General features: G+C 29.9%; 15 protein-coding genes. 1 reads left to right on the plus strand and 14 read right to left on the minus strand.

Annotated features, from left to right (window positions below; translation table 11 throughout):
• Positions 1-98: 98 nt before the first annotated feature.
• Genes TEGL_RS16285 through TEGL_RS16295 form a run of 3 tightly spaced genes read right to left on the minus strand, consistent with a single transcriptional unit; the run spans position 99 to position 4,059 of the window.
• Complete coding sequence (locus tag TEGL_RS16285) at positions 99-1,502, minus strand: Rne/Rng family ribonuclease (protein ID WP_018591531.1); 1,404 nt, start codon at positions 1,500-1,502, stop codon at positions 99-101.
• Between the two features lie 11 nt (positions 1,503-1,513).
• A complete protein-coding gene (locus tag TEGL_RS16290; protein WP_026255139.1) occupies positions 1,514-2,212 on the minus strand; it encodes a TIGR03936 family radical SAM-associated protein in 699 nt (232 codons plus the stop codon).
• 2 nt (positions 2,213-2,214) lie between these two features.
• On the minus strand, positions 2,215-4,059 hold the full coding sequence (locus TEGL_RS16295) for a TIGR03960 family B12-binding radical SAM protein (protein WP_018591533.1): 1,845 nt from the start codon (positions 4,057-4,059) through the stop codon (positions 2,215-2,217).
• Positions 4,060-4,432: 373 nt separating this feature from the next.
• Between TEGL_RS16295 and TEGL_RS16300 the strand changes: the two genes are divergently transcribed.
• Complete coding sequence (locus TEGL_RS16300) at positions 4,433-5,626, plus strand: FprA family A-type flavoprotein (RefSeq protein WP_018591534.1); 1,194 nt, start codon at positions 4,433-4,435, stop codon at positions 5,624-5,626.
• 60 nt (positions 5,627-5,686) lie between these two features.
• Here the strand turns inward: TEGL_RS16300 and mgsA are convergent, their stop codons facing one another.
• The 11 genes from mgsA to TEGL_RS16355 form a co-directional block, all read right to left on the minus strand.
• Positions 5,687-6,100 (minus strand): methylglyoxal synthase, encoded by a 414-nt coding sequence (gene mgsA / locus TEGL_RS16305; protein WP_026255140.1) that lies wholly within the window; start codon positions 6,098-6,100, stop codon positions 5,687-5,689.
• Positions 6,101-6,130: 30 nt separating this feature from the next.
• Positions 6,131-7,249, minus strand: a complete 1,119-nt coding sequence (gene rodA, locus TEGL_RS16310) for a rod shape-determining protein RodA (protein ID WP_018591536.1) — start codon at positions 7,247-7,249, stop codon at positions 6,131-6,133.
• Positions 7,250-7,345: 96 nt separating this feature from the next.
• Positions 7,346-7,630 (minus strand): cell division topological specificity factor MinE, encoded by a 285-nt coding sequence (gene minE / locus TEGL_RS16315; RefSeq protein WP_018591537.1) that lies wholly within the window; start codon positions 7,628-7,630, stop codon positions 7,346-7,348.
• Positions 7,631-7,645: 15 nt separating this feature from the next.
• Entirely contained in the window at positions 7,646-8,443 is a 798-nt protein-coding gene (gene minD, locus TEGL_RS16320; RefSeq protein WP_018591538.1) for a septum site-determining protein MinD, read from the minus strand.
• 4 nt (positions 8,444-8,447) lie between these two features.
• Complete coding sequence (locus tag TEGL_RS16325; RefSeq protein WP_018591539.1) at positions 8,448-9,155, minus strand: septum site-determining protein MinC; 708 nt, start codon at positions 9,153-9,155, stop codon at positions 8,448-8,450.
• Positions 9,156-9,216: 61 nt separating this feature from the next.
• The gene (locus TEGL_RS16330) at positions 9,217-12,261 is read right to left on the minus strand and encodes a penicillin-binding transpeptidase domain-containing protein (RefSeq protein ID WP_018591540.1); all 3,045 of its coding nucleotides are present in this window, start codon (positions 12,259-12,261) and stop codon (positions 9,217-9,219) included.
• A gap of 11 nt (positions 12,262-12,272) precedes the next feature.
• Positions 12,273-12,761 carry a rod shape-determining protein MreD gene (mreD, locus tag TEGL_RS16335; protein WP_018591541.1) on the minus strand — a complete coding sequence of 163 codons (489 nt, stop codon included), beginning with the start codon at positions 12,759-12,761 and terminating at the stop codon, positions 12,273-12,275.
• Positions 12,762-12,775: 14 nt separating this feature from the next.
• The gene (gene mreC, locus TEGL_RS16340; protein ID WP_242827316.1) at positions 12,776-13,672 is read right to left on the minus strand and encodes a rod shape-determining protein MreC; all 897 of its coding nucleotides are present in this window, start codon (positions 13,670-13,672) and stop codon (positions 12,776-12,778) included.
• Positions 13,673-13,680: 8 nt separating this feature from the next.
• The gene (locus TEGL_RS16345; RefSeq protein WP_026255142.1) at positions 13,681-14,748 is read right to left on the minus strand and encodes a rod shape-determining protein; all 1,068 of its coding nucleotides are present in this window, start codon (positions 14,746-14,748) and stop codon (positions 13,681-13,683) included.
• 29 nt (positions 14,749-14,777) lie between these two features.
• Positions 14,778-15,449 (minus strand): RadC family protein, encoded by a 672-nt coding sequence (radC, locus tag TEGL_RS16350; protein WP_018591544.1) that lies wholly within the window; start codon positions 15,447-15,449, stop codon positions 14,778-14,780.
• Positions 15,450-15,478: 29 nt separating this feature from the next.
• Positions 15,479-16,063 (minus strand): Maf family protein, encoded by a 585-nt coding sequence (locus tag TEGL_RS16355; protein ID WP_018591545.1) that lies wholly within the window; start codon positions 16,061-16,063, stop codon positions 15,479-15,481.
• Between the last annotated feature and the right edge of the window lie 135 nt (positions 16,064-16,198).

The following is a 16,198-nucleotide window of genomic DNA, read 5'->3' on the forward strand; positions in this document are numbered from 1 at the left end:
TAAGAACTCGCCATCAAGGTATTTCCAAAGGAAAGTTTGAACCTTTTCTGTGCGGCATTACAGTTATAAATAATACTACTTATTGAACAAAATGTCAACTAGCTTACAAAAATAATTTTATATTTTTCATAGGATATATCTTTATTTTCTTCTAACAAAATGTTCATTTCATATTTTTTACTTATTTTATTAATTAGGCCCATGTAATTAACTTTAATTTTACTAAGTGCTATGGTGTTAAATTCAACAATAATATGATTATAGCATGTGTGATGTTTTATTCTATTTATTTCTTTTTCCAAATCATCCATAATATAGTTTATTGATTTCGTTGATGAATCTCCATTACATGTACTACATTCTTCTAAATAATATTCATTTATTGATTTTTTTTCTCTTCTTCTCGCAACTTCTACTAGTCCTAGTCTTGTAAGTCCTAATACTTCAGATTTTCTTTTATCTTTTTGCATCTCATGATTTAAGATTTTTAGTAAATTTTCCTTATTTTTCTTTTTAATCATATCTATAAAATCAACTATGATTATTCCGCCTATATCTCTAAGTTTTAACTGCCTTGCAATTTCTATACATGCTTCTTCATTAGTCTTATATACTGTATCTTCTCTGTTGGAATTTCCAGTGAATTTTCCTGTATTAACATCTATAACAGTTAAAGCTTCTGTTTTTTCTATAATTAGATAACCACCGCTTTTTAGCCATACTTTTTTATTCAGAGCTTTGTCTACTTGACTTTGAACTTTATATAAATCAAAAATATCTACATTATCAATTATCTTTAGTTTGTTTAAATAATCTTTATTAATACTTTTTAAAATACTTTTTATTTCTTCATATTTATTATTATCATTTACAACTATTTCGCTAGTGTAGTCATTTACATTGTCTTTTATGTATTTTGTAGATGCATCTAGATCTTTATATAAAAGCTTAGGCCCTATGCCTAACTTGAATTCTTTGCAAATTAAATCATACTTTTCCTTTAAGTCAGAAAAATCTTTTTCTAATTCTTCTTCACTACATCCATTAGCTTCTGTCCTAATTATAATTCCACAGTCTTTTCCAACAAGTTTTTTTATAATTTTTTTAAGTCTAAATCTCTCTTGTTCATCTTGCAATCTATTAGATATGGTTATTCTATCATTGCTTGGTATATAAACTAGGTAACGACCTGATAAACTTACTTCTAAGTTTAATTTAGGACCTTTTGTACCTACTGCATCTTTATTAATTTGAACCATAATATCCATTCCAGATTTTATGTCTGAATCCTTCTTAAGAGGAAGGTATGCTAGCTTTTCCATGCCTATATCTACAAAGCAAGCCTCTAGGCCTGCTTTTACATTTTTGACTATTCCTCTATATATGTTAGATACTAATTTATTATTTTCATTTTCATCAATTAATAATTCTACAAGTTTATCATCTTCAACTATGGCAGTTTTCTCTGATGATACTAAAGTTTCAATTATTATTTTTTTCATTATTATCCTCACTATAATGGAGTTACTAATTCTCCATCTACTATCTTATAAAGGTCTCTTCTTATTATTTCAACTTCTTTTGGATCCATTTTTATACCTAATATTTCAAGTAAGATTGGTACAAATATATTAGTATTTAAGTTAGCTTTAGATCCTGTAGCTATAATAGCTTCAAAAGTAGCTCTACTATCATCTAACGCAACTAAGTCAAAAGTTTTAATCATTGGTCTTATATCAACTTCCACTATTTTACCTTTTTTATTTTTCTTACTTATCATTATTGATTTACTTGTTATAAACTCAAGTACTCTAGTTTTTACAAGCTCTTTGCTTAAAGGAGTTTCTAAATCTATATTAAATAAATATTCTCCATAAACTATTTCTTGTGCTAGAGCTGGAGTTTGTGGAGTTATTTCTTCTGCTTTTATAAACTCCACACCTATTGGTAATTCTTCATTTATTCTTTGTAAAAAGTCTCCAACAGATATATCATCTTCTATTTCTATATCTACATACTCTCCTTGACTTTCTGTTCCTAGTGCTAGAGCATTAGCATAACTCATTTTTGGATGAGGGTTAAATCCTTGAGAATAAGATAAGTTTATTTCTGCTCTTCTAAATGCTCTTTGTAAAAGTCTTTGTAAGTCAAGATGAGATATAAATATCATATCATCTTCTTTTTTGTATTTAGCTCTAATTAACTTACTCATAATTAACATAGCCCCCTTCCTAAGTCCGTTATATTTATTCCACAACCATTACATTTATGTCTACAGTCTGGTGTTACTGCATCGTCTTTTGATTTGTCATTTTCTCTCATCAAGAATTTTTTAGATACACCTACATCTATGTGGTCCCATGCAAATACTTCATCGTAACTTCTTTCTCTATGAGCGTACCAGCTTATATCTAGACCGTTTTTTTCCATAGCCTCAGTCCATATATCTAAGTTAAAGTATTCTGACCATCCATCAAATTTAGCTCCAGCTTTAAATGCATCGTAAATGACTTTACCTATTCTTCTATCTCCTCTAGATACAACAGCTTCCATTAAGCTAGTTTTTGAATCATGATAGTTATATCTTATATCTCTATTTTTTAGAGCTTTAACTAAGTATTGTTGTTTTTCTCTAACTACATCTCCTGTATCTTGTGGATGCCATTGGAATGGAGTAAATGGTTTTGGTACAAATGTTGATGTACTTACTGTTACTCCAAACTTTCTAGATAATTTTCCGCCGTGTACTTCTCTATAAGTATCTATTACATTGTATGCTAAATCTTTTATTCCATCTAAATCTTCGTATCTCTCTGTTGGAAGGCCTATCATGAAGTAAAGTTTTACACTATGCCATCCCATTTCAAAAGCTTTTGTAGTAGCATTTTTTAAATCATCTTCACTTACACCTTTATTTATAACGTCTCTCATTCTTTGAGTTCCTGCTTCTGGTGCAAATGTAAGTCCTGATTTTCTGACTTGTTGTATTTTTTCCGCAATTTCCATTGTAAAGTTATCTAGTCTAAGTGATGGTAGTGATATCCCTATGTTTTTACTTGCGTATTCGTCTATTAAAACATCTGTAAGTTCACTTAGTTTAGAATAATCACTAGTTGAAAGTGAAGATAAAGATATTTCATCATATCCTGTACTTTTTATTAGTTTGTCTAAAGATGTTTTTAGCGTATCTATACTTTTTTCTCTTATTGGTCTATAAATCATACCCGCTTGACAGAATCTACATCCTCTTGTACATCCTCTAAATAGCTCTAAAACTACTCTTTCGTGAACAGTTTCTATATATGGAACTATTAAAGCTTCTGGATATGGAACTTCATCCATGTTTTTTATTATTCTTTTTCTTGGATTAGTAGGTATTCCTTCTCTATTTGGTACTGTTTCTTTTACTGTTTTGTCTTCATTATATGTAACATCATAGAAACTCGGTATGTAAACACCTTCTATTTTAGATGCTCTCATTAAGAAATCTTCTCTAGTTGTTTTGTTTTTTTTCCACTCTTTGTACTCATTTAGTACTTCTAAGTTAACTTCTTCACCTTCTCCAAGTATTACTATATCCACAAAGTCTGCTAAAGGCTCTGAGTTATAAGCACAAGGTCCTCCAACCATTATAAATGGATCATCTAACTTTCTATCTTTTGCAAGTATCTCTATATTAGCTAAGTCTAATATGTTTAATATATTTGTATAAGAAAGTTCATATTGAAGGGTAAATGTAACAAAGTCAAAATTTGTTATAGGTTCTCTTGATTCTATTGCAAATAGAGGTATATTCTTTTCTCTTAATATTTCTTCCATATCTACTGCTGGAGAGTAAACTCTTTCACAATAAACATTTTCATCGCTATTTAATACTCTATATAAGATTTGACTCCCTAAATGACTCATTCCTACTTCATATAAGTCTGGGAAACACTGTGCATATCTTATTAAACCTTCTTTGCTAGTATCTTTGTGTATTGAATTTATTTCATTTCCTAAATATCTAGCTGGTTTTTCTACTTTTTTTAAAATTTTTCTAAATTCTGCTTTATCCATCTAATATTGAAACCTCCGATAAACTAATTGTAATTAACATAAATTTTATTATACACTATAAAATATTCGGTATCAAAAATTTTTACTTTAAAATCCAAATATTAACTCATTACTTATATTATCGCGTTATTATTATTCATTATACTTATTTTACAACAACTTTATCTATATAAATATTAATTTGTAAAATGTTCCTTATAATAATATAATTTATTTAGTAGGATTATTTATACTGTTTTAGTTTTTTCTTATTTCTTGAGTAAAAATAACAAATAACTAAAATAATAATCTTAATCATGTTTTTAGTTTAATTTTGAATCAGATTGGGTATATACAATTTGTGCTATGATTTTTTATATTTAGGAGGTTTGCAATGAGCAATGTTTTTGAAATTAAGCCAGATATATTTTACACTGGCGTAGTAGATAAGGATTTAGAAATATTTGATATTATAATGGAAACAAAATATGGAACAACTTATAATTCTTACTTAATAAAAGATGAAAAAGTTGTTTTATTTGACACTGTAAAAGATTGTTTTAAAGATGAATTTTTAAGTAATTTACAAGAAGTAGTAGATATTAAAGATATTGATTGTGTGGTTGTTCACCACACTGAGCCAGATCATTCTGGTTGTTTAAAGTATATATTGGATATAAATCCAAACATAGAAGTTGTATGTACTAATGCAGCTAAATTATACTTAAGTGACCAAGTTAATAGACCATTTAATTGTACTACTGTTAAAACTGGTGATAAATTAAACATAGGTAAAAGAAATCTTGAATTTATTCAAGCTCCTTTCTTACATTGGGCAGATACAATGTTTACTTATGTTCCTGAAGACAAAATTTTATTAACTTGTGATGCTTTTGGATGTCATTATTCTGAATATGATGCAAAAGCTATACACGGTGAAGGATATTTAGATTCAGCAAAATTATATTATGATTGCATAGTTAGACCTTATGCAAAATATGTTTTAGATGCTGTAGACAAAGTTGTTGAATTAGGATTAGACTTTGATACAATATTAACTTCTCACGGTCCTATTCTTTCCGAAAAACCAATGGAACAAGTTACTAGATATGTAGAATGGTCAAAAGAAGCTTTAGAAGAAACTAATCAAGGTGAAATGGCTATATTCTATTTATCAGCTTATGCTAATACTTTTGAAATGGCTAAAAAAATACAAGAAGGTGCTCTATCTCAAGGTGTTAAGGTTAAGTTATTTGACTTAGAAAAATTATCTTTAGAAGAAATGCATACTGCTGTATTAAATGCAAAGGTAGTTTTAGTTGGTTCTCCAACAATTAATAGAACAATGGTTAAACCTATGTGGGATTTATTCTCAGCAATAGATCCAATGGCTAACAAAGGAACTATTGCAGGTGTATTTGGTTCTTATGGATGGAGCGGTGAAGGTATCTCTATGGCTGAGAATATATTCAAATCTATGTCATTTAAAGTTCCTCAACCAGCTCTTAAAAAGAAATTCTTCCCATGTGATGATACATTCAAAGAATGTTTAGATTACGGTGTAGAGTTTGCTAATTACATTAAATAAAAATTAAAAAGGTTAATGTGTTGAAAATCAATTCTTCACATTAACCTTTTAACCTTTATTTTAAACTCTTTGACTTGTAGTTTTTCTTACTTCTCTAAAAGAGAACTCTCCCCTATCCAATGCTTTAATAAAAATCTCTGCACTAGCTAAGTTCGTTGCCACAGGCACATAATATACATCACAAAGTCTAATCAATGCTTGTATATCTGGTTCATGAGCCTGAGAAGTTAGTGGATCTCTTAAAAATATAACTAAATCAATATCTTGATTTACAATTAGCGAACCAATTTGCTGATCTCCACCAAGAGGTCCAGATGCTAATCTATTTATTTTTAAGTCTGTTTCATCCATAATTCTTTTACCAGTAGTTCCTGTTGCATAAATGCCATATTTTTTTAATATGTTCTCATAGGCAATACAAAAGCCCACCATAGTATTTTTCATCTCATCATGTGCTACCAATGCTATATTCATTTTCATATTTCCCTTGTACCCCTACTTTCTTTAGAAGTTTATTTTCTTTCTTCTCATACAAACATTTAATATTAAGCCTAAACTTGCCATAGATGTTAAAACAGAACTACCACCATAACTTATAAATGGAAGTGTTACTCCCGTTACTGGTATCAATGATACGGTCATCCCTATATTTTGGATAATTTGATAGGCGAACATGGAAGTTACTCCAACTGCTATCAACGCCCCGTATTCATCTTTAGATTCAGCTGAAATCCTTAGCATTCTATATAAAAAATAGGCATATAAGCATATTAAAACTACCATTCCTATTACACCTAATTCTTCTCCTACAACAGCGAATATAAAATCACTATCTTGTATAGGTAGAAAGTCTTCTTGGTTTTGTGTTCCTTTAAAAAGACCCTTTCCAGTAAATCCACCTGATCCTATAGCTATATTTGACTGCATAACCTGATAGTTTCCTTGTATGCTTGTGTCTTCTGGATGCAAGAACCCTGTTATTCTAGCTTGTTGGTATGGATCTATACATAGGTATACAATAGGCAAAGCTACAACTCCAACTATTATTGCTTTTTTTAATATTTTGTAATCAATTCCAGCTGTAAATATTATTCCTGCAATTATACAACAAAATACTATAGCTGTACCTAAGTCTGGTTGTGCAATTAATAGACCTATTATAGGTGCTGCATACATTAATAATCTTACAACATCTTTTACATTATTCATTTTTCCTTTTTTAAGCTCTACAATTTTTGCATAACTTAATATAAATGTAAACTTAACAACTTCTGCTGTCTGCAAATCAAGTGGACCAAATGATAGAGTTGATCTAGCCCCTCCTCTAATAGCTCCTATTCCAGGAATTAGAACAATTGCTAATAACACAACACTTGCAACATACAACTCTTTGTAATATTGGCCTAAAAAGTTGTAATCAAAAAGCAATATGAACATAATAGCTCCTAAACCTAAAACAAAAGCTACAGTTTGTTTTATTAGCCTAGAATAATCCCCAGTTTGATTTGCATGAGTAGCACTACTTAAGATAACAATACCAAAAGTAAAGATTGCTAAAAGTGTAGCTATTAACTTCCAATCTAACTGTTTCAATAACTTTAAACTATTTTTATATTTAACCAATTTGTCACCGTCTTTCTGGTACAAAACCTATATTAAAATGTCATGAACTAAATAGGGAATATACCTTATGTATATCCCCCTTTTATTAAGACTAATTTATATTTTCTTGTCTTTTAAATTCTTAAGTGGTATATTTGCAACTAAGGCAGATACTGCTCTGTCTCCATTATCACTTCTAGTTTTAGACATTTTTATCTCTAAACCATCTTCTTCTATATCAGCGTAGTTAGATATAACTTTTAATATATCATCTTTAATCATATTTAAAAGTTGTGGAGAACAATCTACCCTGTCATGTACAAGAACTAATTTTAACCTTTCTTTTGCTACATTTTTGCTAGTCTTATTTTCGCTTGAAAAAGCCTTAAAAAGATCAAACATGAACATCCCCCTATTCTATTTAGCTACGCCAAACATTTTTTTGATTTTTCCAAAGAAGTTAGTTTCTTGCTCCATTTCCATAATAGGAACATTATTACCTAATATTCTTTGGGCAATGTTTCTATATGCTTTACCTGCATTTGATTTAGTATCAAGTATTGCTGGTTCCCCTTTATTTGTTGATATAATTATACTTTCATCGTCAGGGACTATACCAATTAAGTCTATAGCTAATATTTCAACTATATCTTGCTTGTCCATCATATCCCCACGTTTAACCATATCTTGTCTTATCCTATTAATTATCAATCTAATTTCACTAATTTCATTAGCTTCTAATAACCCAATTATTCTGTCTGCATCCCTAACAGCAGAAACTTCAGGATTTGTAACAACAATAGCTCTATTTGCTCCTGCTATGGCATTTTTAAATCCTTGTTCTATTCCCGCAGGACAATCTATTATTATATAATCAAAACTTTCTTTTAGTTTTTCACAAAGCTCAGACATTTGTTCAACAGATACTGCATTTTTATCTCTTGTTTGTGCTGCTGGTAATAAGTATAGATTTTCAAATCTTTTATCTTTTATCAATGCTTGTTTTAACTTGCACGTTCCCTCAACTATATCTACTATATCATATACTATTCTGTTTTCTAAACCCATAACCACATCTAAATTTCTAAGTCCTATATCTGCATCTACCACAACAGTTCTTTTATTTTCTAAACTAAGTGCTGTACCTAGATTAGCTACTGTTGTTGTTTTTCCAACTCCACCTTTGCCTGAAGTTATAACTATGACTTCGCTCATTATACTACCCCCTATATATTTCCTTGTTTTTTAAAGTTTTAGGTAAAAAGCTTTCAATAACAATCCTGTCTTTACTCACAAAGGCTATCTCAGGAATAATTTTTTTATCATCCTTGGACTCTTCATAATCATCCTCTGGTGCCTCTGCAATATTATCTGCTATTTGCAGTATTTTAGGATTTAAATTATTTGCTATAACATAAGCCGAATTATTTCCTTTGGCCCCTGCATGAACAAATCCTCGCACTTCACCCATTACTACAATATTCCCATTAGCAACTACTTTAGCTCCAGAATTCATATTTCCCATAATAACAACATTTCTAGTGGAACTAACTTGTGAACCAGGGTTCATATCACTCATTACTACAACGTCTCCATCAAAGACTACATTTTCCCCAGATCTCATAGCATCCACATACTTTGTTTCGAAAGTGTTAATATAAGTTTCTTTTTCTTCTTCTACAAACTCTATATCAAATTTAGATGTAATAGATTCTTTAATCATCATCATATGAATATCATTTAGATAGTCACAATTAATTTGATAAATTTTTGCCCCATTAAAAAATCCAACATTTTCTTCTAATCTATCTATTATACTTTTTTCTACATGTTCAAAGGGTGCTACTTTTTTAATATTAATAATAAGCCCTTTTTTATTTCCTTTAAACTCTATAAGCTCTTCTGTGGAATATTCACTAAAAGACATAACAACCTCCAGAGTGATATTAGTTTATTTATATATTCTTCATAAATATCTTAATCACCTTTTATTTTTTCAATTGTGTCGAAAAATTTATGCTATCTTCTTCTGAATTATTGTTGTCTTCTTTGTCTTTACTGTCTGTTGTATTATTAGTATCATTAGAAGATTTACCTCTTAGACCCATGTAGTGTCCTATAATATCCTTCATAGGCAATGTTGCATAAGTCCCTGAGTTACCTTGCGGTATTACAACACATATTGCTATTTCTGGATCATCTGCTGGAGCATAAGATACTGCCCAACCAAAATCTCCATATGTTTCTTTAAATGCATCAATTTGTTCATCTGTTAATTTGTGATTAAGCTCTTTTATTGCTCTTCTTAAATAAGCTGCATTTATTCTATCGTTATCTTCAGGTAATTTTTCAGAAACACCTTCTTTTAACTCTTTTTCTAGTGCTTCCTTAGTTTCATCATCTATATCTTTACTTGATAACTGTTCTTTAATTTCATCAATTCTAGCCTTAGTTAATTCTTCTTCTCTTTCTGCTCTTAATTTATGATATACCTTTAACACTTCATCTTTGTTTACATTGTATGATGATAAATGACTCATTAAATATTCATACTCATTGTCTGTTGGTATTTTTGTACTTTTTTGTGCCGTACCAGTCTTAGCTGCTATCGGTACACCAAGGTCTCCTAATACTTTATTAGCAGTACCTTCAGTAACAACTCTTTTCATACCTATAATTAAGTCTTTTAAGTTATTATCATCTTTAAAGTCTATTTTTTCAGATTCAGGTTCTTTTATATCTACTTTACTATAATCAGGTGATATAGACTTTTGAACAAGATAAAGTTGATTTAAAGTTCCTCCATTTGCTATAGCAGAAATATATCTAACTACTTGTGCTGGTGTATAAGCATTTTCCCCTTGGCCAATAGCTAAGTTAAATGCATCTGATACAGTCCATCTAGAGAATCTTAAATACGTATATACTATTTGATCAGCTAAAGGTTCTCTATCATCTTCTTTTACTTTAAGTTCTTCTAATCTTTTTAGCACTTCAGCCTTTTCTGGTGTAGTTTTTTCTTCACACCAGTTTGCTATTTGCTGAATTCTTGCAGCAAACTCTTCAGGATTTTTATCCTTAGTTATGTCAGTAAAACTATTTTTCATAACTTTATTTAAATATGTTTTTAACATAGATTTTGTAGATTCAATTTTAGCTTCTTCACTAGGTACTGTACCTTTGCTTTCACTGCCCAAGTCTTTATATAATCCAGTATAGTCATCTAAACCAAATAGTTTAGCATATTCCATTACTTGTTCTGGACCTATTTTTGCATTAGGGTCTGCTCCACCAATTCTATTTTCTCCTGTACCTATAGTGTAGAAGTAAATATTACAAGATTCTTGTATAGCTTTGTAAAGATTTACAATCCCATGATTAGCTCTACTTTTATTCCATATGGCATCACCATAAGATTTTTTTGATTTGCCAGAACCCATCCAAATAACCCCCGGGTCATTTATGGTATATTCTGGGTTTAAGCCATTTTCTAATGCAGCCATACCTGTAATCATTTTAAATGTTGAACCAGGTTGGAATACACCTTGAGTAACTAAGTTTAACAGCGGTGCTGGTGCAAGCAAGTCATTTGTGTTTTTAGGCTGTAAATCATTATAATCCTTTGATGATATTCCAGATACAAATAAGTTTGGATCATAAGATGGATAGGATGCTGAAGCTAAAACTTCTCCAGTGTTTACATCTGTAACTATAACAGCACCTGATTTTGCATTTGGATTCCCTCCTGCAACACTTACATTTCCATAATCACTTTCATAGACTCCACCATCACGTAATACTTTAAGCGTCTTTTCTAAAGCTTTTTCTGTTACTTCTTGTAAATCTTTATCAAGAGTAAGGTATACTGCATCTCCTGAAACAGGTTCAGTTACCTCTAAATTTTCTGTTATATTTCCAACAGCATCAACTTTAACTTTTTTATATCCATCCGTTCCATGTAATTTGCTTTCTTGAGTTTTTTCTACTCCAGCAAGACCTACTATGTCATCTTTAGAATACTTTTCTTCTTTATTGTCTAGATATTGTTTTTCTTGAGTTGAAGGTATTTTTCCTAAATATCCAAGAACATGGGATGCTAATTTTCCATTAGGATACGTTCTGACTGGTTCATTAGACACAGATATACCAGGAAGCTCAAGGGCCCTCTCCTCAATTGTTGCTATTGTATTTTCACTTATATTTTTTGCTATTGTTACTGGTTTATATTTTGTATAACCCTGAGATTTTATAAGATCTCTAACTATAAGTATTTTTCTAGCTTCTGAATCACTCAAACTTGAATCTATTAGGTAGTAATCCCTTATTGCTTTAAATGCTACATCTGCATCAGGTTTACTAGAATTTATTTTCTTTTCTTTCATCCATTTATCTACTTTATATCCTTCAAGCCAGTCATTCTTTTCCCTATCATCTGTAAATGTCCATTTTGACACAAGTATTGGAGGATAATATCCTGCTTCATTTACTTTCTTCTGCAGATCCGATGGTTTTAAATTTCTATTTTCTTCTGTTAACTTTCCATCTGCTATTAATTGATCTACTAAGTAATAAAATGTTTCCTTAGCATTTAAGTCTTGCGGAATATTATTTTGTTCCTTATATTGTTTTATATTTTCATCATAAGTATAATAATATTTCCCATTTTCTATTATTATTGGAAACTCATCTGTATACTTCTCTTTATTTTTTTCTAATAAATTAATAAGTTTTAAAGAAATATTATTTCCTTCTGACTTATCTTCTTTTGTATCATTTTTTGTTAATTCATTTATTGATACTTGAACAGTAAACTGATTCTCATTTCCTGCTAATATTCTTCCATACCTATCTCTTATTTCCCCCCTAGCCGCTTTTACAGTAATTTCTTTATATGTTTTATTATCGGCTAAATCTGTATAATAATCATATTTAATTATATTCATATATAAAATTTTGATTATTATAGCTGCAAAGGCAAAAAGAAATACATTTTTTATTATCCTACATCTTTCATTAATTTTCTTTTCATCCATTAAACCACCAACTAATCTTCTTTAAGTTTTAATATTGACTTATCAAAAGCCTTATATAAGATTAAGGCTATTATACTATTTAAAATTGGTAATATTACTATACCTCTTATTATCAATCTTGTAAAAGTAAAACTATTATACACAACAATAGATGCTAATATATTAAGTACTGAACTAAATATAGTTGTTGCTAAAATTAGTGTAAATATAGTAACTTTACTTTCTTTGTATATTTTTTTTCTTGAATAACTAATTATATAACATATTAAAAAGTAAACTAAACCATTTAACCCAAATATTCCACCAACAGTTATATCCTTCAATAAACCTAATATGGCTCCTATGATACCACTCTCAAGCTCATCTAGATATAAAGATATAATTGTTAGGAAAATCAAAAGAAAATCTATGGTTACACCGAATATACTTATATAATTTGTTATACTATTTTCTAATATTAGTATAGCTATTCCCAAAAGAGAAAGGTAAACTTTTTTCATTTTAGATACCCCCTCTAGTTTATATTTCTTGGCTCAACGACTACTACATCGTCTATATTTTTGAAATCAACATTCGGTTTTATTATTACATATTTTAATGAGTTATTTTTATTCTCAATTACTTTTTCTACTTTACCTATTACAATTCCCTCTGGAAATAGTGAAAGGCCTGATGTTGTAACTACGTCACCTGGTAGTACATCATAATTAGAATCAAACATATATCCTTGTAGTAACCCATTGTCTCTATAATCTGTTTTTTCGTCTACACTTTCACCATACGTAATAATACCCTTAAATTCAGAGTTCTTTGCTAACTTAAAACTTACTGATGATTTTGTATCTAATAATGAAATAACCTTACAATAATTTTCAGATACTTCATATACTATACCTACTAAGCCCTTACCATTCATAACTAAACTGTCTTTTTTCACGCCGTCTTTACTACCAGCAGATACAACAAAGCTTGAATACCAATTACCGTCATTTTTGCTAACTACCTTAGCAGATAAAGTTTTAGCAACATATTTTTCATCTACAAAATTTAATGCAGTTTTTAAACTTTGTAAAGATTGAACATCATCTAATTTGTTCTGTAAATCAATTACTTCTTGTTGTAATTTGTTATTTTCCTCTTCTAAGCTTTTAGCCTTTTTTGCATTCTTTTGAAAATTTATTATGTTTTCAAATCCACTTTTCACAAAGGTAAATCCACTATTAATTGTACTTCCTATAGTAGATATTGGAGTCATTCCCACATTTGAGCCTGTAGGATTACTCCCACTAGTTCTTCCAATAGACATGGCTACAATTCCAATTAAAGTGATAGCAACTACGCCTGTTGCTATCACTTTAAAATTAACCTTTTTCTTGTTTTTATTATTCTTTTCAAACTTCAAGGTCAGCACCTACTTCATTACTTTTTATTGTTCATCATTAGTACTTTTTCAAATATTTCTGCATCTTCTACTGATTTACCTGTACCTATAGCAACACAGTCTAGTGGATTTTCTGCTATTTTAACTGGCATTCCAGTTTCTTCTTTAACTAATTTATCAAGCCCTTTAAGTAAAGCTCCTCCTCCAGTCAACATTATTCCATTTTCCATAATGTCTGAAGCTAATTCTGGTGGAGTTTTTTCTAGTGTAGATTTTATTCCATCTACTATAGAATTAACAGGTTCTCTTAATGCATCTCTTACTTCTGATGAAGATATTTGCATAGTTTTTGGAAGACCTGTTATTAAGTCTCTACCTCTTATTTCCATTTCAACTTCTTCGCCTTCTTTGTATGCTGAACCTATTGTGATTTTTACATTTTCAGCAGTTCTCTCACCTATCATTAAGCTATATTCTTTCTTTACATAACTAACTATAGCTTCGTCTAATTCGTCTCCACCAAGTCTTATTGATTTAGCTGTAACTATACCACCAAGTGATATTATAGCTATTTCAGAAGTACCACCACCGATATCTACTACCATGTTTCCTTCTGGTTCTTCTATTCTAAGGCCAGCTCCTATTGCAGCTGCCATTGGTTCTTCTATTAAGAATGCATCTTTTGCTCCAGCTTGTCTTGCTGCTTCTTCTATTGCTCTTTTTTCAACTTCTGTTACACCAAAAGGTACACATATTGCTATTCTTGGAGATACTACTCCTTTTTTAGCTGCAGCTTTTTGTATAAAGTAACTTAACATTGACTGAGTAACATCAAAATCAGCTATAACTCCATCTTTCATTGGTCTTATAGCTACTATGTTTCCTGGTGTTCTACCTATCATTCTTTTTGCTTCTTCACCAACTGCTAAAACTTGTTTGCTATCATCTCTTATAGCAACAACAGATGGTTCTCTTACTACTATTCCTTGTCCTTTTATATAAACTAATGTATTTGCAGTACCTAAATCGATACCCATATCCTTAGTCATTTTTCCAAATCCAAATAAAGATTTATAACCTTTTTTTTCCTTCTTTTCCTTTGCCATTTTCATACACCTTCCTTACTTTATTCTTATTAAATCAACATATTCTCTTTAAAACTGAAATAAACTCCGTCCCCTATTATGATATGATCTATAACTTCTATGCCCATAATTTCACCACAATCTCTTAGCCTACTTGTTACGTTTTTATCTTCTTTTGAAGGCTCACAGTTTCCAGATGGATGGTTATGTAGTAGAATAATCTTATTACTACTTCTTCTTATTGCCTCTCTAAAAACTTCTCTAGGATGAACAAGGGATGAATTTAGAGTTCCCACAGAAATGTCCACATCAGTTATTATTTCATTTTTAGTATTTAAAAGAACTACCTTAAAAATTTCTTTATATTGATATCTTAAACTCTCCATATAGTATTTATATATGTCCCAAGGGTTTTTGACTTTATATTTTGCAGGCTTATATGATGCTATCCTACTAGCTAATTCTAAGGCTGCCTTAATTTGAAGTGCTTTAGTTTGTCCTATACCATTAATGCTTTTTAGCTCTTCAAAAGTTAAGTCTTGTAAATATCTGATATTATCAGCTTTGTCTATAATAGCTTGGCCTAGTTGAATTGCATTTGATTCTTTAGTCCCAGTTCTTATAAGTATGGCTAATAATTCTGCATCAGATAAACTATTTGCACCATTTAGAATCATTTTTTCTCTTGGTCTTTCTTCTAATGTCATATCTCTAATTGTCATTAATGAATTAGAAGACTTTTTCAGTTGAATCAACCTCCGTAAAAAAGATTTATTTTAAAGTGATCCTTTAAGCAGTCACTTATTTTTGATATTGGAAGCCCTACTATATTAAAGTAGTCGCCTTGAATATTATTAACTAATAGTCCTCCATACCCTTGTATTCCGTAAGCTCCAGCTTTATCTAAAGACTCTTTTGTGTTCAAATAATCTTTTATACATTCTTCGGATAATTCTTTAAAAGTTACTTGACTAACCTCACAATCAATAACTTTTTTGTTTAAACTTAAATTGATCAAAGCGAAACCAGTAATTACACAATGAGTTTTCCCTGACAATAACTTAACCATGTTATATGCGTCTTCTTCGTTTTTAGGTTTTCCTAAAATTCGATCATTTATAACAACGATTGTATCTGCACCAATTACTAGTGATTCTTTATTGTTATTTGCCACATCTAGTGCTTTTTCATATGCAAGTCTCATCACTGTTTCTTTTGGTGATTCATCAGCTTTGATAACTTCATCAACTTGACTTTCTTTTACGGAAAATCTCACCTTAGTATTTTCTAAGATTTCTCTTCTTCTAGGTGATTTCGATGCTAAGATTATATCCATTCTCTCACCTCACCTTGTACTATTATTTTGTACTAATTAAGTTTATCATTATATTGTAAAAATTTCAATGTTAATGTCGAGTCTTTTGATTACATAATTGTTATATTTATAATTTTTTCTTCTAAACAATTAGAA

It is taken from the genome of Terrisporobacter glycolicus ATCC 14880 = DSM 1288 (genome assembly GCF_036812735.1).
GTDB classification, from domain to species: Bacteria; Bacillota; Clostridia; order Peptostreptococcales; family Peptostreptococcaceae; genus Terrisporobacter; species Terrisporobacter glycolicus.

Bases quoted from the DNA above. Each gene is read 5' to 3' on its own strand.
- TEGL_RS16285 (WP_018591531.1), bottom strand. From the start codon at position 1,502: ATGAAAAAAATAATAATTGAAACTTTAGTATCATCAGAGAAAACTGCC.
- TEGL_RS16290 (WP_026255139.1), bottom strand. From the start codon at position 2,212: ATGAGTAAGTTAATTAGAGCTAAATACAAAAAAGAAGATGATATGATA.
- TEGL_RS16295 (WP_018591533.1), bottom strand. From the start codon at position 4,059: ATGGATAAAGCAGAATTTAGAAAAATTTTAAAAAAAGTAGAAAAACCA.
- TEGL_RS16300 (WP_018591534.1), top strand. From the start codon at position 4,433: ATGAGCAATGTTTTTGAAATTAAGCCAGATATATTTTACACTGGCGTA.
- mgsA (WP_026255140.1), bottom strand. From the start codon at position 6,100: ATGAATATAGCATTGGTAGCACATGATGAGATGAAAAATACTATGGTG.
- minE (WP_018591537.1), bottom strand. From the start codon at position 7,630: ATGTTTGATCTTTTTAAGGCTTTTTCAAGCGAAAATAAGACTAGCAAA.
- minD (WP_018591538.1), bottom strand. From the start codon at position 8,443: ATGAGCGAAGTCATAGTTATAACTTCAGGCAAAGGTGGAGTTGGAAAA.
- TEGL_RS16325 (WP_018591539.1), bottom strand. From the start codon at position 9,155: ATGTCTTTTAGTGAATATTCCACAGAAGAGCTTATAGAGTTTAAAGGA.
- TEGL_RS16330 (WP_018591540.1), bottom strand. From the start codon at position 12,261: ATGGATGAAAAGAAAATTAATGAAAGATGTAGGATAATAAAAAATGTA.
- mreD (WP_018591541.1), bottom strand. From the start codon at position 12,761: ATGAAAAAAGTTTACCTTTCTCTTTTGGGAATAGCTATACTAATATTA.
- TEGL_RS16345 (WP_026255142.1), bottom strand. From the start codon at position 14,748: ATGGCAAAGGAAAAGAAGGAAAAAAAAGGTTATAAATCTTTATTTGGA.
- radC (WP_018591544.1), bottom strand. From the start codon at position 15,449: ATGACAATTAGAGATATGACATTAGAAGAAAGACCAAGAGAAAAAATG.
- TEGL_RS16355 (WP_018591545.1), bottom strand. From the start codon at position 16,063: ATGGATATAATCTTAGCATCGAAATCACCTAGAAGAAGAGAAATCTTA.